Source organism: Mycobacterium sp., assembly GCF_965229105.1.
Taxonomy (GTDB): domain Bacteria; phylum Actinomycetota; class Actinomycetes; order Mycobacteriales; family Mycobacteriaceae; genus Mycobacterium.
Window position 1 is genome coordinate 6,332,459 of sequence record NZ_OZ245858.1, and the last position, 21,904, is coordinate 6,354,362.

The window sequence follows — 21,904 nt, forward strand, 5'->3', positions numbered from 1 at the left end:
CCGCCGGGGCGAGTCGGGTTCAAGGCGTCGCATTCCCGCGCCGGAACGGCTACGTTGCTCCTGTGTCAGCAGGCTGGGGCTCGGAACTTGCCGAGCTCATCCCCCTCGCCCTCGTCGTCGCGCTGTCCCCGCTGTCGATCATTCCGGCAGTCCTGATCCTGCATACGCAGCGTCCACGGCCGACCGGTCTGGCCTTTTTATTGGGCTGGCTGCTCGGGCTGTTCGGACTGACGACATTGTTCATCGGGATATCCGGCTTGCTCGGCGGGATGGGCGGTAAGCCGCCGGACTGGGCATCATGGCTGCGGATCGCGATCGGTGCGGCGCTCATCGCATTCGGGGTGTTCCGCTGGCTGACGCGCCACAGCAAACCGCACCAGATGCCGGGCACCCGCCATATCACCGAGGCGGGCCCAGCGAAGGCGTTGATCATCGGCGTGCTGCTGACCATCGTGAATGTCAAGGTGCTGTTCATCTGCGCGGCAGCAGGTTTGGCGATCGGCACGGCGGGCCTCGAGGGGCACCAGACGTGGGTGGCGGAGATCTTCTACGTCGTGATCGCCGCATCGACGGTCGCACTGCCGATTCTGGCCTACGCAGTTTCCGGGGATCGGTTGGACCCGACGCTGGTCAAGCTCAAGGGCTGGATGGAGAAACACAACTCCGCCTTGGTGGCGATGATCCTGATCGTGATCGGCTTGCTGGTCCTCTACAAGGGCCTCCACGGCCTCTAACCTAAAATCACCCCTGTGGGATTGGAAGATGGCGAAGCGCTGACCTTTTTGCGCTCTGCGATTACCCCGCTGAGCGGGTCCGACGCCATGATCAGCAAGTTTTATACCTGTTGGTTTGCCATCGACGGGTCGGTGCGCGAAATGTTCCCGGCCGATATGGCCGAGCAGCGGGCCGTGTTCACCCGCGCGTTGGACTGGGCGTTGGCTGAGTTCATCGCCCAACGCGCCGATGAGCCGATCGCGTTCCTGGCCCAACTCGGACGTGACCACCGCAAGTACGGGGTCACCCACCAGCATTACGAAAGCCTCGCGGAGGCCCTGTACGCAACTCTGACGGCCAACCTGCAGGAGGAGTGGTCCGGCGCTGTCGACGAGGCGGCACGCCAGCTCATCAACCTTGTCACTGGCGTGATGAGCGGCGCCGCCGACGCCGAAGACGGGCCCGGTTGGTGGGAGGGCACCGTCGCCGAGTTTCACCGGGTGTCCAGGGACCTGGCGGTGGTCCGGCTGTATCTGGACCAGCCCCTGCCCTACCACCCGGGCCAGTACGTCAATGTCGAGGTCCCCCAGGTCCCCCGTCGATGGCGGTACCTGAGCCCAGCGATTCCCAGCCAGGCAGACGGCGCCATCGAGTTCCACGTTCGCGGGGTGTACGGCGGCATGGTCAGCAATGCGATCGTCGCCGAGACACGAGTCGGTGACCGCTGGCGGTTATCGAGCGCGCACGGCGGGCTCGAAGTGGATCGCGATGGCGGTGATGTGTTGATGGTGGCGGGCAGCACCGGCCTGACACCGCTGCGCAGCATCATCATGGATATGACCCGGTTCGGGGTAAATCCGCGAGTGCATCTGTTTCTCGGCGCCCGCTACCCGTGCGAGCTCTACGACCTGCGCACCTTGTGGGAGATCGCGTCGAGTAATCCGTGGTTGTCGGTGACGCCGGTATCGGAGTATTCGACGGATCCGCCGTGGGCCGCCGACTATCCCGATGTCCAGCCGCCGCGCGGTATGCACGTGCGGCAGAAGGGACTGCTGCCTGAGATCGTGACCCGATACGGCGGCTGGGGCGATCGGCAGATTCTCATCTCCGGCGGGCCGCAGATGATTCGGGCCACCAAGGCCGCGTTGATCGCCAAAGGCGCAGCGCCGCAACGTATTCAGCACGACCCACTCGAGCTTTAACCGCGGAAGGCTTCCGTCATGTCTGAATACCCGGTCGTCACACTGTCAGACCCGTCGTCGTCGATGACTGCCACCTGGGTCCCGCTGGCGGGCATGATCTGCACCTCGCTGGCCGAAGGCGGAGTCGAGTACCTCGGGCAGCGCCGCGGCCTGGATGCGTACATCGAAAACGGTAAAACGATGGGCATCCCGATCCTCTATCCGTGGGCAAACCGCTTGAGCGCCAACACCTATGACGTCGACGGCGCGGTGGTCACCTTGACCGCGGGTGCCGGCGGCGTGCGCACCGACGCGCACGGCGCACCCATGCACGGGGTGCTGGCGGCCGATCCTGGCTGGCTGGTTACCGCACAGTCGGGCAATCACGTCACTGCGGTGCTGGATTTCGGGGGCACACCGCGACTGCTGGCGTCGTTCCCGTTCCCGCATGTGCTGACGCTGACGGCGACGCTGGCTGATCGCACACTGACCGTCGAGACCACCGTGTTGGCCACCACCGCTGCCGCTGTACCGCTGTGTTTTGGTTTTCACCCGTATGTGCAGTTGCCGGGCGTGCCCCGGCAGGAGTGGCGCCTCGATACACCGGCGATGCGTCATCTTCCGGTGGACGAGCTGGGGCTGCCGACCGGCGCAGGAAACGAATGGGCCGGCGGCAGTGCGGTACTGGCCGATACCGACTTCGATGACGGTTTCGACCAAGTACCGGAGGGCGCGGTTTTCGCCATCTCCGCCGCTGACCGCCGGATCGAGGTGAAGCTCGAAAAGGGTTATCCCGCAGCACAGATCTTTGCACCGCCCAGCGACAATCTGATCGGACTCGAGCCGATGACAGCACCCACCGACGCATTGCGGCGCGGCGGGTACCGGGTGGCGGCACCGGGCGAACCGGACACCACCCGGTTCTCGATCCGAGTCAGGTAGCTATCGTCGACTGCGGGGCTGCCAGACCACCAGAGCAGTGCTCTTCGCCGGCGGCGTGACGTCACGGCGCTTCTCGGCCCGCAGTTCGTCGACCTCGTCGGCCAGCTCCATCAGCCGAGACTTGAGCGCCTCGACCTGATTGGTCAACTCGATGATCCGTTTGATACCAGCAAGATTGACGCCTTCATCCTGCGAGAGACGTTGCACCTCGCGCAGCAGATCGACATCGCGCTGCGAATACCGTCGCCCACCGCCCGAGCTACGCCGCGGACTGACCAGCCCAAGCCGGTCATAGGTCCGCAGCGTCTGGGCGTGCATCCCGGCCAACTCGGCGGCCACCGAGATCAAGAAGGTCCGGGCATCTTCACGAGCGTCACCAGTGGAACTCATAGCCGATTCCCGGCCCATCCTGCCCGTGGGTCGAATCCGCTGGCCCGCTCGGCGGCCTGGTAGGCCTCAAGCGCTTCCAGTGCGGGGCCTTCCAGGCTCGGCGGCACCGCCACCTTCACGGTGACCAACAGGTCGCCGTGCCCTCCACTGCGCTTGGGCACTCCCCTGCCGCGCACCCGAAGAATTCGGCCGTCAGCGGTGCCCTTGGGCACCCGCACGCCAACCTTGCCTTCCAGCGTCGGCACCGAAAGCGTTGTGCCCAAAGCCAGTTCGTGGAAACTCACCGGAACGGTCACCGTCAGGTCATCACCGTCGCGACCGAACACCTTGTCGGGTCGGACGTGCACAGTGACGTACAGGTCACCCGACGGAGCGCCGCGCAAACCTGCTTCACCCTGCCCGGCGAGCCGGATCCGCTGACCGTCCTCGACACCCGGTGGAATGCGCACGTTGATGGTGCGCGACCGCGTCGTGACTCCGGTGCCTCTGCACTCGTCACAAGGGTGCTCGATGATCGACCCGCTGCCCCGACATTCGGTACAGGGCTCGGAAAACCCGAACGCACCCTGGTTTCGGTTGACCACGCCTGCGCCGTTGCAATTCGGGCACACCTTCGGGCTGGTTCCCGGTCGAGCACCACTGCCATGGCAATTGGTACACGGCGCCGGGCTGGTGAGCCGAAGCGGCATCGCCACACCCTTGGTGGCTTCCAGGAAGTCGAGTTCGGTCTCGGTTTCCAGGTCGTTGCCCCGTCGGGGCCGCGTCGGCCGCGGCTGGGCGCCGCGACCGAAGAGGCCACCGAACAGGTCTCCGATATTGTTGCCGCCGGTCTGACCGGCCGCATCGAAGAGATCGTTCAGGTTGAAATCCGCGCCGTCACTGCCGGCGCCGAAACCACCAAAGTTGCCAGCAGGGTTCGCCCCTGCCCGTCGCCCGAAGCCCCCACCGGCGAACAGCCGGCGGGTCTCGTCATATTCCTTACGCTTGGCATCGTCGGAGAGCACGCTATGCGCCTCCGAGACGCGCTTGAAACGTTCTTCAGCGCTTGGATTATCCGGGTTTTTATCGGGGTGCAGCTCGGAGGCCAACTTGCGGTAGGCCTTCTTGATCTCGTCGGTGCCGGCATCAGATGGGACGCCGAGCTCCTTGTAGAAGTCTTTTTCAACCCATTCTCGTTGGGCCATGCAGCGTCACCTCCTTACCTGTCCACTGACGTAATTACTCTGATTCTGGGCCCTGCGCAGCGCCTGCGCCGTCTCCTGCGGCCGTGTCGGGTTCCTCCACGGCATCAACGACTCCGACCATTGCATGGCGCAGAAGATGATCACCCAGTTTGTAGCCTTGCCGCATCACGGTCCCGAGCACCGGTTTCGACCCGTCACCCTCATGCTGCACAGCCTCGTGCAACGAAGGATCGAAATCGTCTCCTTCGGCGCCGAACGATGTCAGACCGAGGCCGTTCAGTGCGGTGGTCAGTTTGTCGGCGACACCGCGTAGCGGGCCGGACTCCAGATCACCATGACTGCGGGCCCGCTCCAGATCATCGAGCACAGGCAACAATTGGGCAACCACCGCTGCCTTGGCCCGGTCCGTGGCCGCCTGCTGGTCGCGTAGCGCCCGTTTGCGGTAGTTGGAGAAGTCGGCCTGCACTCGTTGCAGGTCGGCAAGCAGCTCCGAGGCCTTGTCACTCTCCTCGGCGGTCTCGCCCGCGAACTCCCCCGGCGCCGGCCCGCTGGGGGCCGGCCCGGAGGCGCTCTCGCGTACTTCGCCCGTTTCCGGATCGATACGCCGTTTATCGGTCACGGTCACCGGTTCGGGTTTGGCTGCGTCATACCCGGAGGTCACTTCTTCTCCTGGTCATCCTCGTCGTCGACCACTTCGGCGTCCACGACGTCATCGTTGTTGGATGATCCGGAATTCCCGTCGCCACCGGCGGCCTGCTCAGCCTGGGTGGCCTCGTAGATCGCCTGGCCGAGGCCCTGAGATTCCTGGCCCAGCTTCTCCATGGCTGACTTGATCGCACTGATGTCCGTGCCGGCAAGGGCGGTCTTGGCATCGGCGATCGCGGTGTCGACCTTGGCGAGGGTGTCCTCGGGGACCTTGGATCCACCTTCGGCTTCGCGCTGCTCCTTGACGAACTTCTCCGTCTGGTAGACCAGCGACTCGGCCTGGTTGCGGACGTCAGCCTCTTCACGGCGCTGACGGTCTTCCTCGGCGTGCGCCTCGGCGTCCTTGATCATCCGGTCGATCTCGTCCTTGGACAGGCCGGAGCCTTCCTGGATCTTGATCGTGTTTTCCTTGCCGGTGCCCTTGTCCTTGGCGGTGACGTGCACGATGCCGTTGGCATCGATATCGAATGTCACCTCGACCTGGGGCACGCCGCGCGGAGCCGGCGGCAGGCCGGTCAGCTCGAAGGAGCCGAGCAGCTTGTTGTGCGCCGCGATCTCGCGCTCGCCCTGATAGACCTGGATCTGCACCGAGGGCTGATTGTCATCGGCCGTGGTGAAGGTCTCGCTGCGCTTGGTCGGGATGGTGGTGTTGCGTTCGATGAGCTTGGTCATCACGCCACCCTTGGTCTCGATGCCGAGACTCAGCGGTGTGACGTCAAGCAGCAGAACGTCTTTCACCTCACCCTTGAGCACACCGGCCTGCAGAGCAGCGCCGACCGCGACGACCTCGTCGGGGTTGACACCCTTGTTGGGCTCCTGGCCGCCGGTCATTTCCTTGACCAGCTCGGAGACCGCAGGCATGCGGGTCGAGCCGCCGACCAGCACGACGTGATCGATATCGGACACCGGGATACCGGCATCCTTGATCACGGACTGGAAGGGGTTGCGGGTGCGATCCAGCAGGTCCTGAGTGATCCGCTGGAATTCGGCGCGGGTCAGCTGCTCATCGAGGAACAGCGGGTTCTTGTCCGCGTCAACGGTGATGTAGGGCAGGTTGATCGAGGTGCTCTGGCTCGAGCTGAGCTCGATCTTGGCTTTCTCGGCCGCTTCCCGCAGCCGCTGCATCGCCATCTTGTCCTTGGTCAGGTCAATGCCGGCGCTGGACTTGAACTTGTCGACGAGCCACGTCACGACGCGCTCGTCCCAGTCGTCACCGCCGAGGTGGTTGTCACCGGAGGTCGCGCGGACCTCGACAACCCCGTCGCCGATTTCCAGCAGGGAGACGTCGAAGGTGCCGCCACCGAGGTCGAAGACCAGGATGGTTTGTTCCTTCTCACCCTTGTCCAGGCCGTACGCCAGGGCGGCCGCGGTGGGCTCGTTGACGATACGCAGGACGTTGAGGCCGGCGATCTGGCCGGCTTCCTTGGTGGCTTGGCGCTGAGCGTCGTTGAAGTACGCGGGGACGGTGATCACCGCGTCAGCGATGTCCTCGCCAAGGTAGGCCTCGGCGTCCCGCTTGAGTTTCTGAAGAACGCGCGCGCTGATCTCCTGCGCGGTGTAGTTCTTGCCGTCGATCTCCACGGACCAGTCGGTGCCCATATGCCGCTTCACCGAACGGATGGTCCGGTCGACGTTGGTCACTGCCTGGTTCTTGGCGGGCTGTCCGACCAGCACTTCGCCGTTGCGCGCGAATGCGACAACCGACGGCGTGGTGCGGGAGCCCTCGGAGTTCGCGACGACGACGGGGTCGCCGCCTTCGAGCACTGAGACGACGGAGTTGGTGGTCCCGAGGTCGATACCGACCGCACGAGCCATAGTTACTGCCTCCTGATTAGCATGGATAAGGGTCTGAGTGGACCCCGCTCAAGTCTGCACCTAGTCGACTAAAGATGTCAACCCAGACTTGAGTCTGATTCACTCAGGTTCAGGATGGTCAACGGGGGCCCTCGCGGATTTGTTCCCGGCCTGGCCGTCGAGACCGCCGCCAGGGTTGTGGCGGCCGCCTGATGACGACCCTGACGGCAGTCTCACCGCGACCTGCGAGCACCCCTGAACCACGGATCCAGGAGCTCGTCACTCAGCGGGGCATGTGCTCGAGCGCGTTGTGGCCCACGAACACCGCAACCGCGATCAGCAGCACGGCGATGATCCAGCGTCCGTGCACTTTCATGATTCGCTCGTAGCCGTCCTTGATACGGCTCGAGGCGCCGGGGCGGAACAGCTCGATCACGGCCGGCGCCAGCGCGGGTATGACAGCGATCACGGCGAACACGACAATGCCCAGGGTTCTTTCGGTGCGGCCGGTGATGTCCAGGATCTGATGGCCGGCGGCGATGGCAATCGGGAACACCTTCGGGTGCAGTCCACAGACGGCGAACCCCGCCACTGCGGCCCGCGTAATGCGTTGGCGCACCGGGAGTTCGGCTTGCGGGTTCAGCAGGCGCGTCAGCGCCGGGAAGTGCTGGGTGAGCCGGGCCCGGAGCCGGCTCGGGTGGTGGTCGGGCTCGGAGATGTCAGCGATCGGCTTGTGCCGCACCGCGCCGATCGCCCGGTGGATGCCGATCACCAGCAGTGCAACCGCGATCACAGCGCGGACGAGGAAAGCCGGCCACGAAGTGTGGTGCGGCTCAGACCCGCCACCGGTGCCGGTCAGGTGAGCGATCAACATGCCGATGCCGGTGGCGAACGCGATCCCGGCGATGGCACCGAACGCGAAGGCGAATGACGCCTGCCTGGGCACCTTCTTGTCGCTGGCGATTACCAGCCCCAACACCAGGGTCTCGGGGCTGAACAGGATGGCCAGTGCGAGTGTGGCAAGGACAGCCAGGTGCGTGCTCATGGCTCAGCCCAACACGCTGTCGAGGAAGGCTTCGGCGCCAACGGGGGTGGTCATCATGTCGACGTGCACGTTGGGAGGGTACGCCCGAGCGTTGCGGAAGTGCCCGCCTATCCGCCTCGCGCCGCTAGGGTGCCGGGCTGTCGCGACCAAGGAAACGGTATGCGCGTCTGCGGAGTTCAGCCTTCGTCGGAACCTTCGCACCAGTAAGGACCTGGAAGACAACGGGCCCCAAGAGGTCAGCGGTGAGTTCGTCGACGGACATCGCGGAAGTCAGGTCGCCACACTCGATTGCATGCGCGATCACCGGTTTTGCGGTGACTGCAAGAACATCATTACCGCGCAGCAGGCCGGCAACGTTGTCGTCGTGCTGGGCTTCTCCGAGCAGAGCCCGATACGCAGCACCGGCCACTGATCTGGTCAGGAAGTCCACGACCGCGACGAGGTAGTTCTCGGTGTCGGTGACCGAGTCGGCCGTCAACGGCACGGCCAACTCGGTCACTGCATCCTGCGCACAGGCCTCGAGCAGGATCTCTGCCTTGTTGGACCACCAGCGGTAGACGGTCTGCCTACCGACGCCGGCCCGCTCGGCGATGCCTTTCATCGTCAGTGCGGCGTAGCCCTGCTCGACGAGCATGTCGTCGATCGCGTTGAGGACCGCACGGCGGGCGCTCTCACTGCGCGGTCGACCGAGGGCGGGCTCCTCCCGGTGGTTGACCGCGCGGCTCGACGTTTCTGCCATGCGCCGATCCTGTCAGGCCGTGGAGCTCTTGGCGGTGTGTCCACGCCTGTCCGCGACGAACTCTCCGATGCCCACAGCGGACGCCAGCAATGCCACCACAGCGGCGAACACCACGCCGGCGTCAACGAGATTCGTCGCGCGGGCCAGGGCGCCGACGCCGATCGCCGGAACGGCGAGCATCGTGTAGAGACCGGCGAAGAACGCCGACGACACTGCCCCGCGCTGCTCGACGGCAGCCTGTTCGACGGTCATCGCCAAACCGGCCAACAGACACATCCCGCCGCTGACACCGACGATGACGGCTGCCGCCAACAGAGCGGTCAGCGATCTCGCGGTCAAAGCCACCACGATCAACGCAGCCGCGAGCACCAGACCGGCACATCCGACGATTTGCGAGCGAATCGGCGCCAGCCTGCGCGCGAACAGCTGGCCGGCCGCCATCCCCGAGAAGGCCACGAAGACCACCCCGCCGGCGACGGCGTGACTGTGAACGTGCAGATAACCGGCGAGTAGCAGTCCGCTGACAGCGGTCAGGACACCGGTAACCGCAAATCCCGAACCTGCGGCCAGCACAGCCCGCACGAAGGCCCCGCGGATCGCCGTCGGGACTCGCGGCCTCTGAAACCACGCCGACGCGCTCGCTGTGCGCGGCGTCGACGGCGTGCCCAGGGCCAACGCAACGAACGCGACCACGGTCAACACCAAGTGGGCGAGGTAAGGAAAGGTCAGCGCAGCGGCGGAGAGGTCAGCGAGGATCCCGGACAGTAAGGTCCCCAGCGCAAGACCGCCGGTGTTGACCGCGACCGCCACGGCCCCCGCCACGGACTTGCGCTGCAGGCCAAAAAGGTCGATGACGGCCGCCGTGCCGGCTCCACTCATCAGGCCTGCCGCAATCCCCGAGGTCACGCGTGCAGTCACCAGAAGTGGCAGCGAGGGCGGGCACAAAAACAGAATTGCACTCAGGGCGGCCAGCACGACCGCGGCGAGCAGGACCGGCTTACGACCGATGTGATCGGAGAGCCGGCCGAACAGCAACAGTGTGGCGACCACACCGACCGCATAGACCGCGAAGAGCACCGTCACCGTCAGCGTTGTGAACGCCAGTTTGGTCGCGTAGATCGGATATAGCGGCGTCGGCAGCGTAGTGCCCATCATCGTCACTGCAAAGGCAAATCCACTGGCACAGATCGCTATTCGTGAGCCCTGGCGCGACTCGACCGGGGCTCGCAGGGTATTCGTCACATCGTTCCTTTCAGCGCTAAACTATTAACGAGGCACAATGCCTCGTTAATAACCTAGCACTATCGAGGCACTGTGTCTCGTTTATTGTCAGGCGGTCCGAATCAACCGGAGGCACCCCAAACACCAAGAAAGCCGGCAACCCCGTGGGTTACCGGCTCTTGATTGTGGACGCCTCGACGTCAGCGATCTCCGAATTCGTGGCGCTGGGCGATGGCCAACAGCTCCTCACGAACAGTGGAGTCGGGCAGGCTGCTGATCCGCGCATAGAGGCGTCGCCGCTGCCTGGAGCGTTTGAAATTGGCGCGGTACTGCGTGATGGACATTGTGTTCAACTCCTTGATGAACCCCGGGTCCGCGGGGTTTCGGTACTTCGTGGTCGCCGAGATTGACTGGGATTGCCAGCACCTCGACCCTGTCCATGGTCCTTGTTAATTCTATGTAAATCAACTTATTTCCTATGAGATGCGCTACACCCCAAGACATCTGGACCGACAAAATGTGACGCAGCACACGTCGACGTGAAGGCGGCTCAAGATTTCTCCAAGCGGGCTGGGCGACTCTGTCGCGGTGCAACCGACACTCGAGCAACCACCGTTGGGCCGGCGCCTTTGGGAGGACGCTCGGCAGCGGCCTGCCCGTCTTGCCCCAGGCCAGCTGCCGACGCCCGCGCGCGTGCTCGCCGTCCTCACCTGGGTCGTCGCGGCGATCATGCTGGCGTTCGGCTTCATCCCCGGGTTGTTCATCCCGGTGCAGCGCAGTCTCTATGACGGGCAACTGGCCTTCAACTACTCGCCGACCTGGCCACTGTTATGCGGTATCGCCATTGGCTCGGGGGTAGCGGCCACCGGCTACGTTCTGTCGGCCACCGGTCGGGACGCACCGCGACATCACGCCGCGCTGGCGTGGTGCGCCGGCGTCGCGACGCCGCTGATTCCTGTTCTCGTGCTGGCGATCGACCGAGCCTGGTTGACCATTCCGGTCACCATCGCGTGGCTGGCCGCGACTGCCCTGGTGATTACGTCAGTCCATCTTCGTCACCGGGCGCCTGCACCGTGGCTCGGTCTCGTGCTGGCCGGTCTGGTCGCCGCGCCATGGATTCCTGCCATCTATGCAAATCTGCGGTTCGGGCTTGCCCTGCACGCCAGCACCCCTCGCTCTGAGAACGAGCTCCTTCACCTGTTGCTCGCCGATATCTCAACGCAGACTTACCTTCCCGGTATCGCGTTGGCATTCGTCGCGGCCATGGCCACCGGCGGCGTCGCGCTGGCCGCACACAGCCGCTCCACCGTCGCGCATCGGATCTCCGAGCACCGCGGCGGCTGGCGAACGACCGTGGCACTCGGCGTGATCGCGGTAGGCGTCATCACACTCGAAGTGTCTGGTGTGGGCGGGATCTCGTCGGGCTTCCTCGAAAGCTATTGGAGCCTCGGTGACATATGGACGTGGCCGCACGCCATCCTCGTCGCACTCGCGATCGTGTATGTGACACAGCGGTCGTTCCACTCACCTCTGCGTCAACGCGGTGATGTCGCAACGATATTGGCCGTCGGCATCAGCGCACTGTCGGGGCAGATCGTGATCGCCATCGCGATGATCGTGAACCTTGTCGCGAGCGCAATCACCGGTCCCATCAGGGATATGGTCGAGGTGCCCGCAGAACTCGGACTCGTCATCGCATGGGTCGCATTAGGCGTCCTGGTGCCGATCGCGGTGCGCGCGCGCTGGCGCGACACAGTAGGCCAGTCGGTCGCCAGGGTGAGCCTGCTGTTCTTGGTCCCGGTGTACGTCGGGGCCATGGGCCAACAGGCAGGTCTGAAATGGCCCGCCGCCTTCTGGGCCACAGCTCCGCAAGTTGCCGTCTGCCTTACTGTTATCAGCTGTATCGCAACACTTTTCGGACTTCTCGGTAGGCAGTCGATCATCTCAGCCGAGATGGCGAACCGGCTGATACTGATACCCCTACTCATCGTCAGTGGCACCTCCTGGCTGCCGAATGCCATTGCCACGCCACTGACACCGATCATCGCCATCACCGCCGCCCTGTTCGCGTTGTTATGGGCCATGCCTGCGACCGCACGGGACACCAACGAACACACCAGCGTCGTGTTGACGGTCTCTGCGCAACTGCTGCTCGTCGCCGCGGCGGCGGCGGTCGTCACGCGGCTGCCAGACGTGTCCCCAGGCGACCCGACATTGGCGCTGTTGTTGTTCAGCATCCCGTTGAGCGCGCTGCTATGCGCCAAAGTGACGCCTGCCGAGGTCCCAGATTGACCGGACGGTCGGCGAATGTCACTATTTGCGTATGAATGCAGATAACCGAGGTTGCGCCCGTCGGCTGCCTGATGACGAAGTCGACCTTGTTGTCGAAGTGTTTCGAATGCTGGCCGACGCCACCCGCGTGCAGGTGTTGTGGGCACTTGTCAGCCGGGAGATGTCGGTCAACGAACTGGCTGCCCACATCGGGAAACCGGCGCCCTCGGTATCCCAGCACCTGGCAAAGCTGCGGATCGCGCGGCTGGTCCGGACCCGCCGCGAGGGCACGACGATTTTCTACAGCCTGGACAACGACCACGTCGGGCAACTGGTCACCGACGCGGTATTCAACGCCGAACACGCCGGCCCCGGCGTCCCCGGCCACCACCGCGACTCCGCCGACCTGGCCGCCCTGCACCCGACGATCCCAGCGATTGCGCCGAGCGCATGACCCACGAACACCACCATCCCGGTCACGACCACGGACACCCCGAAGGCCATGAGCACGGCGGCCGGGGTGGCACAGTCGGCGCAGCCATCCGCGAGGTGTTCGCGCCGCACAGCCACGACGCCTCCGACAGCATCGACGGCGCCCTGGAGTCCAGTGCCGCAGGGATTCGCGCGGTGAAGATCAGCCTGCTGGCGCTGGGCGCCACCGCTATCGCACAAGTCGTCATCGTGATGATCTCCGGGTCAGTCGCATTGCTGGCCGATACCATTCACAACTTCGCCGATGCACTGACCGCGGTCCCGCTGTGGATCGCCTTTGCCCTGGGAACCAGGGCTGCTACCCGGCGCTACACCTACGGATTCGGTCGTGCCGAAGACCTGGCCGGCCTGTTCGTCATCGCGATGATCGCCCTGTCGGCCGTCATCGCCGGCGTCGAATCGATCCGCCGGCTGATCAACCCCGTTCCCATTCAGCACGTCGGATGGGTGGCCGCAGCCGGGCTGGTCGGTTTCATCGGCAACGAGCTCGTCGCGATCTACCGAATCAGAGTCGGCCGCCAAATCGGTTCGGTGGCACTGGTCGCCGACGGATTGCACGCCCGCACAGACGGTTTCACCTCGCTGGCTGTGCTGCTCGGCGCAGGTGGTGTGGCCCTTGGCTTTCCACTGGCCGACCCGATCATCGGTCTACTGATCACGGTGGCAATCCTTGCGGTTCTGCGCACCGCGGTCCGCGATGTCTTCCGTCGCCTGATGGACGGAGTGGACCCCCAGCTGGTCGACGCCGCCGAAGCCGCCCTGGCTGCCGAGCCCGGTGTGACAGCGGTCCGCAGCGTCAAGATGCGCTGGCTCGGACACCGCCTGCATGCTGATGCCGAACTGGATATCGACCCGGCCACCAGCCTCGACGACGCCCATCGGATCGCCCACGAGGCTGAGCACACATTGACCCATGCGGTGCCGAAATTGTCCTCCGCACTTGTCCATGCCTACCCGGCAAGCGTCGCAACGCCGTAGCGTGACCGTCATGTTCAGCATGACGGTCGAGGACGTGTTCGCCATCCGGGGGCGCGGCGTGGTTGCCACCGGGCGCGTGGAAAGCGGCGCACTGCGTGTCGGTGACGAAGTACTGATCAACGGCGGGGTTTCTGCGCGCGTCGATGCCATCGAAAAGTTCCGAAAGACGCTGGACGAGGCGACAGTCGGAGATAACGTCGGCCTGTTGTTCTCCAGCCTGGAGAAGAGTCAGCTCAGCCGGGGAACGGTGCTGACCTCCGGCGGTTCGGGCCCGGGCACTGATGGGCTGACGGTCAATCTCTGATCGGATCATCGAAGGCGGCAAAGGTGATTAGCGCATAGCCATTACTCCGGTAAATTTGCTGGCTGTGGGGATCAGTTTGTCGGATTTGGAGCGGTGGGATCCGGGTTCGGTGCGCGCGGTCGCCGCCGCTGCCACCCAGCGGGCCACCCGCTATCGCGATTCCGCCCATAACCAGCAACAGACCATTGCGGCCCTGGAGTGGGAGGGCATCTCACAAGAGGCCGCCATTGCGATGGCCCAGGCGATCAGCGCCGACATGCTCAGACACGCCGATGAATGCGATCAGGCTGCCAAGAAAGTGGGCGACGCGGCATCTGAGGTCGAGTCCATCAAGTCAGAGTGGAGTCGGATCCAGCACATGGCCGATCGCTGGGGCATCACCATCGACTCCGCCTCGGGGATGTTGCATCACAGTCCGTCCTCCGATCCCGATGAACAAGCCGAGATCGAGCGCCACCTGGACATCGTTCATGACGCCATCGTCGACCTGTTGCGTAAGGCCGATTCCACCGACCAGCACCTCGCCACATCGGTTAGTGGCGCGATGTCCGATATGGCCGACGATCTGGGCACAGATTCGATCACCAGCCCGCAGGACGCTCAGCAGACGGTAGAGAAGGCTCTCGCCGGCAACAAAGACGCCGCCGCACAGGTGAAGTCGGTACTGGACTCGATCACCCCGGCGCAGCGGGCGGGCACCGAAGCTCTCACACCAATGCAGGCGTCGGTGCTCAGCCAGATGCAGTCTCAACAGAACGGCATGTCCATCGACGCGCTGGAGACCGCCGAGCAGGGCATGGGCGATAGCAAGGGCGCACTGAGCGATTCCTGGCAGCTCATGAGCAATCCGAAGATCCAGTTTCCGAAGACGGACCTTGAGCACGGCGCTGTCCCGAACCTGAACAACAGGGCCACCGGCGGTTTCGGGCAGCTGCCCACCAGCGTGCAGGACACGCTGAAATCCAAAGGCATGTCACAACTCGACGACATGACCAAGGTGACCAATATGGTCAAAGACGGCCAAGCTGCTCTGCGCCAGGGCACCGAGCTGGACCGCAACATGCTCAATAAGGCGACCGAGATGATGAGTTCACCTGATTTCAAAGGCCAACCGGTCGGCGCCCACGGGCAGGTACACATCGAAGGCAGCGGTGTTCAGACCGCGAATGACGTGCTCGCTACTGCCGGCGGCGATCATCAAGCGGTGCACGATATCGTGCGCGACAGCGCCTATCAGGACAACTTCATGAAGGGCGCGCTGACCACGGATTGGTCAGACAACGGCAAAGCGGCAGGCGATATGTTCCGGTGGACTGGTGACGCCGCAAATGGCCCCGATGCGAAGATGGCGGCCGAAACCGCCTCCGCCTACGGGGCTTACGTCGGCGACCACGAACCGGAGCTGTTGCACATCGGCAATCAGACTCTGGGCCAGGTGAATCCCGAACTGACCCGCGGCCTCGCTCACGGCCTGACGCCCTACATTTCTGACATTGCCGGCCTCTCAGGCGGGACCCACGATGGGTTTGGTCAGCTCGATACGCCCACGGCTCAGAGCGACGGGTCGATGCCAATTGCCAAGGGCATCTTCTCGGTATTGAGCACCGATGACGCGGCGAGGAACGAATTCACCACGCAGGCCGCGCATGACTCGATTGTTGAACAAAATCAGTACGCTGCCGACTTCAAGAACGGGGTTGACGTCTCCAGCGACAACTCTCATCTTCGGGATTCCATGACGCTCCAAGGGCTCGTTGCCGACGGCGTTCACACCGCGACCGATGCATCGGGGATCAATACCGATGCAAAAAACGCCGCAGGCTACGCCAACCTGAAGTCTGTCTACGACTTGGCTTTTAGTGCCGCCGACCTCAAGCTGCCAGGCTCCGGCGTGGTCAGCCAAGCTCTGGAAGAGTCCATAATCGGCACCCCACCCACTGCGACGTGGAATCAACACGATATGCCCGATATGGATATCAGCAAACCCGAGCAGCAGGTGCTGAACTCGTTGGTACGGAACGGGATAGAAATCAGCGATGTGCAGCAGGGGTTGGTCGCGCCGGCCGACCAGGATCATCCCGGCGGGAGCTATGTCCGTTCGTATGAGGAGTATGCACAGTGGGCAACACAGACAGGTCATGACGATTCAACAGGTGCCTACAACGAGGCGATCAACAAAAGCATCGCCGCGACAATGGACCCGACCGGCGCTCGTGGCATCGATACGCAGATGACAAACATGAAGGGCCGCTACGACGGCGTCACGGACGATCCGGACCCGCAACGATGACCCACCTCGGACCGCTCGTTCGACTCACTGCGGCAGCAGTTTTGGCGGCTTCCCTCGTGTCCTCGTGTACTCACACCGACCCATCGCCGACCGAGCCACCGAAACCGCGGGAGCGCTGGCCCTCTAACCTGTCGGACGTCAACTTCACCTGGACAGCCGACCCAGGGATCGACGTGCTGACCCAACCGGCTGCCGCCGTTCGAGCGTACATAGAATCGCGGCTCTTGGTCTCGTTCGGCGGAAGCATCGACTACCTGTACCCCGGCTTCGACCCTGCCGTAGCTCCTGATCGGCCAGTAGGTAACAGCCCAGCCTCCACGGTTGCTCTTTGGCCGGAACCGGGGAAGGCCAACACGAAACTGATCGGCACGGTGCGGTCCCACATCCTGCGCATGGACCAGTCTGGTGACGAAGTCACAGCCGTCGTCTGCCGTTGGGCCTGGGCCGCCGCATGGCAACAACCCAATGGTATGTACCGGATCAACACCCTCAACACCGGAACGACGACAGGTGTAGTGATGAACCGGATAAGCCTGACGGCGCCCGCTGACCTGAACTCGGGCAAGGTTGCGCCACAGCAGGGGCAATCCCGCTACGCCACAACTGATGTGTTCGCCGGGTGGCGCGTTGTTGGAAATCTGGATGATTTACTCTCAGGCCCCGGCGACCCGGAGTGGCCAGAATTCACCCAGGACCTCGACGCCTGCGCCGCCCGCGCACCGGACTCCGTGGAGCGTCGCGAGTACCTGACGTCGGCGGAACGTCCCCGCTCGGAATTCCCCACGCTGCCGCCATCTCCCGGCTGGCCCGCCGAGAACCAGTGACAGTTAGAGCTTTTGGGCGGTGTCGGCCTGATCGCCGACTTTCTTGAGTTCTTCGGCGTTGCGCTCTTCCATATAGGCGGCAAGTTGCGCCGAGGTACCGAGGTGCGTGGCCTGATTGTCGATCGCCGCCGTGTGCTTATCGGCGATCTGCTGCCATTTGTTGGCCATGCCGACCAGGGCATCCGCCGACGAACCGACCCAGCCGGATTCGGAATCACTGAGGCTGACCATCGACTGACGATGCGAACCCGACAGCGCCGTCGCCTCGTCGGCGACCGTCTTACCAGCACGTTTCAGCGCTTCAGTGTTGACCTTGAATACGTCACCCATGGCAGCGATTTTAGCCTACGGGCGCATCTCGTAGGCTCCGTCGTAGGCCTTGACCTGCTCCCATACCCGTCCGAAGCGCTCTGCATCCACCACAGGCTTGCGCACCGCTGACAAGGCCCAATCCTGTTGAGCTGAAGATGAACTCGGCTTTCCGTGCAGGGCCACGGCGTAGGCGGAGAAGTCGCGGATCTGGAAGTCGAAAATCTGGTCGACCAGGTCGCGGTCCAGCCCGGTCAGATCGGCCTGCTCCAGGATCAGCTGGCCGTACACGACCAGGGTGAACAGGTGCCCGACCACCAGTACGAAGTCGAGATCGGCCTGCTGATCGGCAGTGGGTGCGGCGACAGTCAATAGCTCTTTGAGCGCCAGCACCTGCTCGTAGAATCGGGCCACATTCGGAATGTCGGAATGCTCTTCGTAAATAGGCGCCCAATCGGCGAACTGCACCGCCGACGCACCGCGTGCGGGGCCCTGATCCCAGAAGAACACATCGTCGGCCGGATCGTCGCGGGTACCGATCGCCGGATACTCTGCGGGATTGAACATGTAATTCGGCATGAACTTCAGGATCTGCGCGACATTGACGTGCACAGTTCCTTCCAGCCGCGGTAGGCAGCCAATCAGCCGGGACACTTCGTTGAAGTAGGTGTTGCGCTCAAAGCTCTTGGCGGCCAATACATCCTGTAAGAGCGTGATCAGCGTTTCACCCTCGGAGGTGACCTTGGACTTCGTCACCGGATTGAACAGCAGGTAGCGACGGTCTTCGCGGCTGGCGCTTCGGAAATAGTCGATGGCCCGGTCGCTGAACAACTTCATCGCGATCAGTCGCGCATACGCGTCGACGAAACTCGCACGCACATGCGGGAAGTCGGTGACCGGGTTGCCGTAGAGGATCCGGTTGTTGGCATGGGTGATCGCCTCATAGAACGAGTGCTCGCACATGCCGATCGAACCGCTGCACAGGTTGAACTTGCCGACGTTGACGGTATTGAGTGCGGCCGAGAACGCATCAGGTCCGGTGTCGAGGATGTCCTCTTCGCGCACCGGATAGTCGTTGAGGCGGAAGTTGCTCACGTACATCTGGCCGTGCACCACGTTGCCGATCAACTCGTAATTTTCATGCGCACTGTCGGCCACGAACCACACATAGCCGTCGGCGCCCTCGATGTCGGTGCGGCGGGAGAACACCGAAACCATCCCTGCCACATTGCCGTTGCCGATGTAGTACTTCTCTCCCGACGCCCTAAAAACCACTCCTTCCTGGCCCGGCTCTCCTCCTGTAGGCGTCAACACCAGATCAGTGTTGTAGATATCGGCGCCGTGGTCACGCTCGGACAGCCCGAACGCCATCACGCCGCCCGCCTCCAGCTGATCGGCCGCCCGCGTCATCGCCTCCTTGTTGTTGCTCTGCCAGATTGGCCCGAGCCCAAGGATTGTCACCTGCTCGGTGTACCAGTAGGCCAGGCCGTAAAACCCGAGGATCTCGCTCAGCGCAGCGTTACGCGAGGTGTCCCACCGTTTGTTCTCGTCACCGTCGGCGAATTCCGACGGGGTGAGGAACGTCGCGAAGATGCGTTCATCGGCAATGAAGTCCAGGAAGTCGCTGACCCAGGTGGCCGCCAGGTCATCCTCGAGCAGCTTCGTCTTACCGCGCGCCTCGAACCAGTCGATCAACGCCCGCAGCTGCCGTCGTGTCTCGGCGTCGAACTGCTGCGGGTCGTAGGTGTTCGGATTGAAGAGCAGTCCGCTGGATTTCGCCATATGCCGAATCTAGCTGCCAGGCCAGGAGCAACCTCACATCTTCATAAACATCATTGGCCACGGGTTTAACTCGTGTCACAGGCTGGGTACCTTTGAGCACACGGCCTAGGGAGAACTCGTGCGGGTACCGAACAAATCAAGACTTGCGTTGGCAGGCGTGGCACTCATGGCTGCGGCTGCGATGGCGGGCTGTAGCAACACCACCGACGGCACCGCGTCCTGCCCTGGTTGCGGCAGCCAGTCTGAGCCAAATGTTTCGACGCCCCGGCCGTCGATGTCGACCCCAACGGCCGCGCAACCGTCATCGCCGCTTCCGCCTCCCGGCCCATCCACTGCGGTCGCGGCACCACCCGGCGGGACCCTGCCCGCCAACGATCAGGGTTACGTCTACATCGAGACCAAGTCGGGAAAGACCCGCTGTCAGCTCACCAGCGAAACAGTCGGATGTGAAACGGAGTTCAAGAATTCCCCGACGATCGACGGTGAACAGGCCAACGGGGTCAGCATCACCGCGGGCGGAACCATGAAGTGGGTCGTGGGAAATCTCGGGAATATCCCGGTGGTCACCTTGGACTACCGCACGTATGAGGCACAGGGCTGGACCATCGCCGCGGAAGAGGCAGGCACTCGGTTCACCAACGACGGCACTGGTCACGGGATGTTCGTCCGCGTGGAAGGCGTCGAATCCTTCTAGCGGCTTAAGCTGACGGCGTGGATTTCCGGGTATTCGTCGAACCTCAGCAGGGCGCCTCGTACGCCGACCAACTCGCAGTCGCCAAAGCAGCAGAATCGCTGGGCTACTCCGCGTTCTTCCGCTCCGACCACTACGTGGCGATGAGCGGGGACGGGCTCCCCGGCCCGACAGATTCCTGGGTGACTCTGGGCGGTCTGGCGCGGGAGACGACGTCCATCCGGCTGGGCACCATGGTCACCTCAGCCACCTTCCGGTACCCAGGACCACTGGCCATCTCCGTGGCACAGGTCGACGAAATGAGTGGTGGCCGAGTCGATCTCGGCATCGGCGCCGGATGGTTCGACGAGGAACACAAGGCGTATGCCATTCCGTTTCCGCCGCTGCGGGAGCGGTTCGAGATCCTCACCGAACAGCTCGAGATCCTCACCGGCATGTGGGCAACACCGGTGGGCCAGAAGTTCGACTACACCGGAACGCATTACTCGATCGTCGACTCACCGGCGCTGCCCAAACCCGCGCAGCTGCCGTGCCCGCCGATCGTCATCGGAGGGTCCGGCCCCAAAAAGACGCCCGCGCTGGCGGCGCGATTCGCCACCGAGTTCAACGTGCCATTCGCGGGACTCGACGTGATCAAAGCGCAGTTCGAGCGGGTCGCCGCCGCCGTTTCGGAGGCTGGCAGGCCGGCGGATTCGATGACCTACTCGGCGTGCTTCGTCGTGTGCGCGGGCCGCGATGACGCGGAGGTCGCTCGACGGGCCGCCACGATCGGCCGGGAGGTCGACGAGTTGCACACCAACACTCCGCTGGTGGGCACCCCGAGTCAGATTGTCGACCAGCTGGGCGCCTTCAGCGAGGTCGGAGTGCAGCGCGTTTACCTTCAGGTGCTCGATATGGCCGACCTCGACCATCTGGAGATATTCGCCGACGGTGTGGTCAGACAACTGGGTTAACGCGGCATGTACCGCATTTGCGCAGGCGGCACCGCTAAAATCGGTAGCCGTGGCTAAATACGATCCCCCGGAGAGCACCGGTTTCTTTTCCGGCAGCCGCTACGAGGAGGACGTGCCTGCCGATTCGACGTTCGGCGACCGCCCACGCGCAGACAAAGCGGCCCCCGACTCGGGCCCGGACAGTGCTGAACACTCCGCGTCGCCCAACGCGTTTTTCGCCGACGACCGCTACAGCGGGACGCCCACCAGCTTCTTCGGCGGCGGCAGGGACGAGCCCGCCCCCACCTACGACCCACGCCCGCCGGTCGAGCCGGAACAGGCCCAGCCCGCGTCGTCGTACGTATTCGAAACACCGGCCACCGACGACCGGTTCGTCGATGTTCCCGATGAAGACGACGTTCCCGATGAAGACGACGTCCCCGATGAGGTGGTCGCCGAGCGCGATACCCCCCGCCAGGACTACTTTTTCCGCGACACCTCCTACGACACCTCCTACGAGCCCGACCCGTCATACGACCGATACGACGATGACGACCCGCCCACCGATCCGACACTGCGCGCTGTCGGCTCGTCCGGCCACGACACCTGGCGCGAACCCCCGCCGTTCAACCCGCCGCGGCCATACGACGACGGTTTCGATCCGTTTGCCCCTGGCGCGTTTCATCACGAAGTGCCTTGGTACCGAACGAAATCCGCGATCATTGCGATGGGTGCCATCGGCGTTGCGGTGATCGCCATGCTAGTCGCAGCAGTGCTGTTGGTGGCCGGCAGCTGGGACGATTCCGACGAACCGAGCACGGACACCTCGACGACACCGGCAACCACCACAGCAACCCCCACGACCACGGCGTCGGCCATTGAACCGCCTCCACCACCGCCGCCTCCCCCGCCCCCACCGCCTCCGCCGGACTCGGGTAACAACCGGCAGTACTACCCGCAGTACCCGCGGCAGAACGAGGGCCGCCCGAATGTCACCACACCGGAGACCCGAGGACCAGATATCGTCGTGCGGCCGTCGCACCGGCCGGCATTCCCAGGGCAGCCTGGCGAACAATGACGCGACCGGCGGCGTCCCGGAGATCGCCGTGACGCGCG

Annotated in this window: 22 protein-coding genes; 12 read left to right on the forward strand and 10 right to left on the reverse strand. The window is 63.9% G+C overall.

The genetic code is table 11. The features are described 5' to 3' along the window. Window positions 1–62 precede the first annotated feature (62 nt). Genes ADBZ9O_RS29930 through ADBZ9O_RS29940 form a run of 3 tightly spaced genes read left to right on the forward strand, consistent with a single transcriptional unit; the run spans window position 63 to window position 2,837 of the window. Entirely contained in the window at window positions 63–734 is a 672-nt protein-coding gene (locus ADBZ9O_RS29930; protein WP_526527051.1) for a GAP family protein, read from the forward strand. Window positions 735–749: 15 nt separating this feature from the next. After that, window positions 750–1,916, forward strand: coding sequence for an FAD-binding oxidoreductase (locus ADBZ9O_RS29935; RefSeq protein WP_526527053.1), 1,167 nt, complete (start codon window positions 750–752; stop codon window positions 1,914–1,916). Window positions 1,917–1,934: 18 nt separating this feature from the next. Further along, window positions 1,935–2,837 (forward strand): aldose 1-epimerase, encoded by a 903-nt coding sequence (locus tag ADBZ9O_RS29940; protein ID WP_526527055.1) that lies wholly within the window; start codon window positions 1,935–1,937, stop codon window positions 2,835–2,837. Here ADBZ9O_RS29940 and ADBZ9O_RS29945 read toward each other — a convergent pair whose 3' ends face one another. The 8 genes from ADBZ9O_RS29945 to ADBZ9O_RS29980 form a co-directional block, all read right to left on the reverse strand. Continuing rightward, the gene (locus ADBZ9O_RS29945; RefSeq protein WP_526527057.1) at window positions 2,838–3,227 is read right to left on the reverse strand and encodes a heat shock protein transcriptional repressor HspR; all 390 of its coding nucleotides are present in this window, start codon (window positions 3,225–3,227) and stop codon (window positions 2,838–2,840) included. Continuing rightward, complete coding sequence (dnaJ, locus tag ADBZ9O_RS29950; protein WP_526527059.1) at window positions 3,224–4,411, reverse strand: molecular chaperone DnaJ; 1,188 nt, start codon at window positions 4,409–4,411, stop codon at window positions 3,224–3,226. Before dnaJ ends, ADBZ9O_RS29945 begins: the two co-directional genes overlap by 4 nt. 34 nt (window positions 4,412–4,445) lie before the next feature. Beyond that, a complete protein-coding gene (gene grpE, locus ADBZ9O_RS29955) occupies window positions 4,446–5,072 on the reverse strand; it encodes a nucleotide exchange factor GrpE (RefSeq protein WP_526527060.1) in 627 nt (208 codons plus the stop codon). Continuing rightward, window positions 5,069–6,931: a molecular chaperone DnaK gene (dnaK, locus tag ADBZ9O_RS29960; RefSeq protein ID WP_526527062.1), complete on the reverse strand. Its 1,863-nt coding sequence runs from the start codon at window positions 6,929–6,931 to the stop codon at window positions 5,069–5,071. The genes grpE and dnaK overlap by 4 nt, the downstream gene beginning before the upstream one ends. A 262-nt stretch (window positions 6,932–7,193) precedes the next feature. Beyond that, on the reverse strand, window positions 7,194–7,955 hold the full coding sequence (locus ADBZ9O_RS29965; RefSeq protein ID WP_526527064.1) for a GAP family protein: 762 nt from the start codon (window positions 7,953–7,955) through the stop codon (window positions 7,194–7,196). A gap of 124 nt (window positions 7,956–8,079) precedes the next feature. Then, complete coding sequence (locus tag ADBZ9O_RS29970) at window positions 8,080–8,694, reverse strand: TetR/AcrR family transcriptional regulator (RefSeq protein ID WP_526527066.1); 615 nt, start codon at window positions 8,692–8,694, stop codon at window positions 8,080–8,082. 12 nt (window positions 8,695–8,706) lie between these two features. Then, complete coding sequence (locus ADBZ9O_RS29975; RefSeq protein WP_526527068.1) at window positions 8,707–9,936, reverse strand: MFS transporter; 1,230 nt, start codon at window positions 9,934–9,936, stop codon at window positions 8,707–8,709. 179 nt (window positions 9,937–10,115) lie between these two features. Then, entirely contained in the window at window positions 10,116–10,259 is a 144-nt protein-coding gene (locus ADBZ9O_RS29980; RefSeq protein WP_526527070.1) for a hypothetical protein, read from the reverse strand. Between the two features lie 244 nt (window positions 10,260–10,503). Here ADBZ9O_RS29980 and ADBZ9O_RS29985 point away from each other — a divergent pair, with 244 nt between their 5' ends. From ADBZ9O_RS29985 to ADBZ9O_RS30010, 6 genes are all read left to right on the forward strand, one after another. After that, entirely contained in the window at window positions 10,504–12,207 is a 1,704-nt protein-coding gene (locus ADBZ9O_RS29985; RefSeq protein WP_526527072.1) for a hypothetical protein, read from the forward strand. Between the two features lie 31 nt (window positions 12,208–12,238). Next, on the forward strand, window positions 12,239–12,640 hold the full coding sequence (locus ADBZ9O_RS29990; RefSeq protein ID WP_526527073.1) for an ArsR/SmtB family transcription factor: 402 nt from the start codon (window positions 12,239–12,241) through the stop codon (window positions 12,638–12,640). Continuing rightward, complete coding sequence (locus ADBZ9O_RS29995) at window positions 12,637–13,656, forward strand: cation diffusion facilitator family transporter (protein WP_526527075.1); 1,020 nt, start codon at window positions 12,637–12,639, stop codon at window positions 13,654–13,656. Before ADBZ9O_RS29990 ends, ADBZ9O_RS29995 begins: the two co-directional genes overlap by 4 nt. Window positions 13,657–13,666: 10 nt before the next feature. Then, window positions 13,667–13,960, forward strand: coding sequence for an EF-Tu/IF-2/RF-3 family GTPase (locus ADBZ9O_RS30000; RefSeq protein ID WP_526527077.1), 294 nt, complete (start codon window positions 13,667–13,669; stop codon window positions 13,958–13,960). 85 nt (window positions 13,961–14,045) lie between these two features. After that, on the forward strand, window positions 14,046–16,250 hold the full coding sequence (locus ADBZ9O_RS30005) for a TPR repeat domain-containing protein (protein WP_526527078.1): 2,205 nt from the start codon (window positions 14,046–14,048) through the stop codon (window positions 16,248–16,250). 224 nt (window positions 16,251–16,474) lie between these two features. After that, a complete protein-coding gene (locus tag ADBZ9O_RS30010; RefSeq protein ID WP_526527080.1) occupies window positions 16,475–17,074 on the forward strand; it encodes a hypothetical protein in 600 nt (199 codons plus the stop codon). A 3-nt stretch (window positions 17,075–17,077) separates the two neighbouring features. On the opposite strand, the gene ADBZ9O_RS30015 is transcribed toward ADBZ9O_RS30010, so the two are convergent. Then, window positions 17,078–17,404 carry a WXG100 family type VII secretion target gene (locus ADBZ9O_RS30015; RefSeq protein WP_526527082.1) on the reverse strand — a complete coding sequence of 109 codons (327 nt, stop codon included), beginning with the start codon at window positions 17,402–17,404 and terminating at the stop codon, window positions 17,078–17,080. A 15-nt stretch (window positions 17,405–17,419) separates the two neighbouring features. Further along, window positions 17,420–19,165, reverse strand: coding sequence for an acyl-CoA dehydrogenase family protein (locus ADBZ9O_RS30020; protein ID WP_526527083.1), 1,746 nt, complete (start codon window positions 19,163–19,165; stop codon window positions 17,420–17,422). A gap of 166 nt (window positions 19,166–19,331) precedes the next feature. Here ADBZ9O_RS30020 and ADBZ9O_RS30025 point away from each other — a divergent pair, with 166 nt between their 5' ends. From ADBZ9O_RS30025 to ADBZ9O_RS30035, 3 genes are read left to right on the forward strand one after another with little or no spacing between them, the layout of a single operon-like run. Further along, window positions 19,332–19,859 (forward strand): hypothetical protein, encoded by a 528-nt coding sequence (locus tag ADBZ9O_RS30025; protein ID WP_526533672.1) that lies wholly within the window; start codon window positions 19,332–19,334, stop codon window positions 19,857–19,859. A 17-nt stretch (window positions 19,860–19,876) separates the two neighbouring features. Further along, the gene (locus ADBZ9O_RS30030) at window positions 19,877–20,809 is read left to right on the forward strand and encodes an LLM class F420-dependent oxidoreductase (RefSeq protein WP_526527085.1); all 933 of its coding nucleotides are present in this window, start codon (window positions 19,877–19,879) and stop codon (window positions 20,807–20,809) included. A gap of 49 nt (window positions 20,810–20,858) precedes the next feature. Beyond that, window positions 20,859–21,866 (forward strand): hypothetical protein, encoded by a 1,008-nt coding sequence (locus tag ADBZ9O_RS30035; protein ID WP_526527086.1) that lies wholly within the window; start codon window positions 20,859–20,861, stop codon window positions 21,864–21,866. Window positions 21,867–21,904 lie beyond the last annotated feature (38 nt).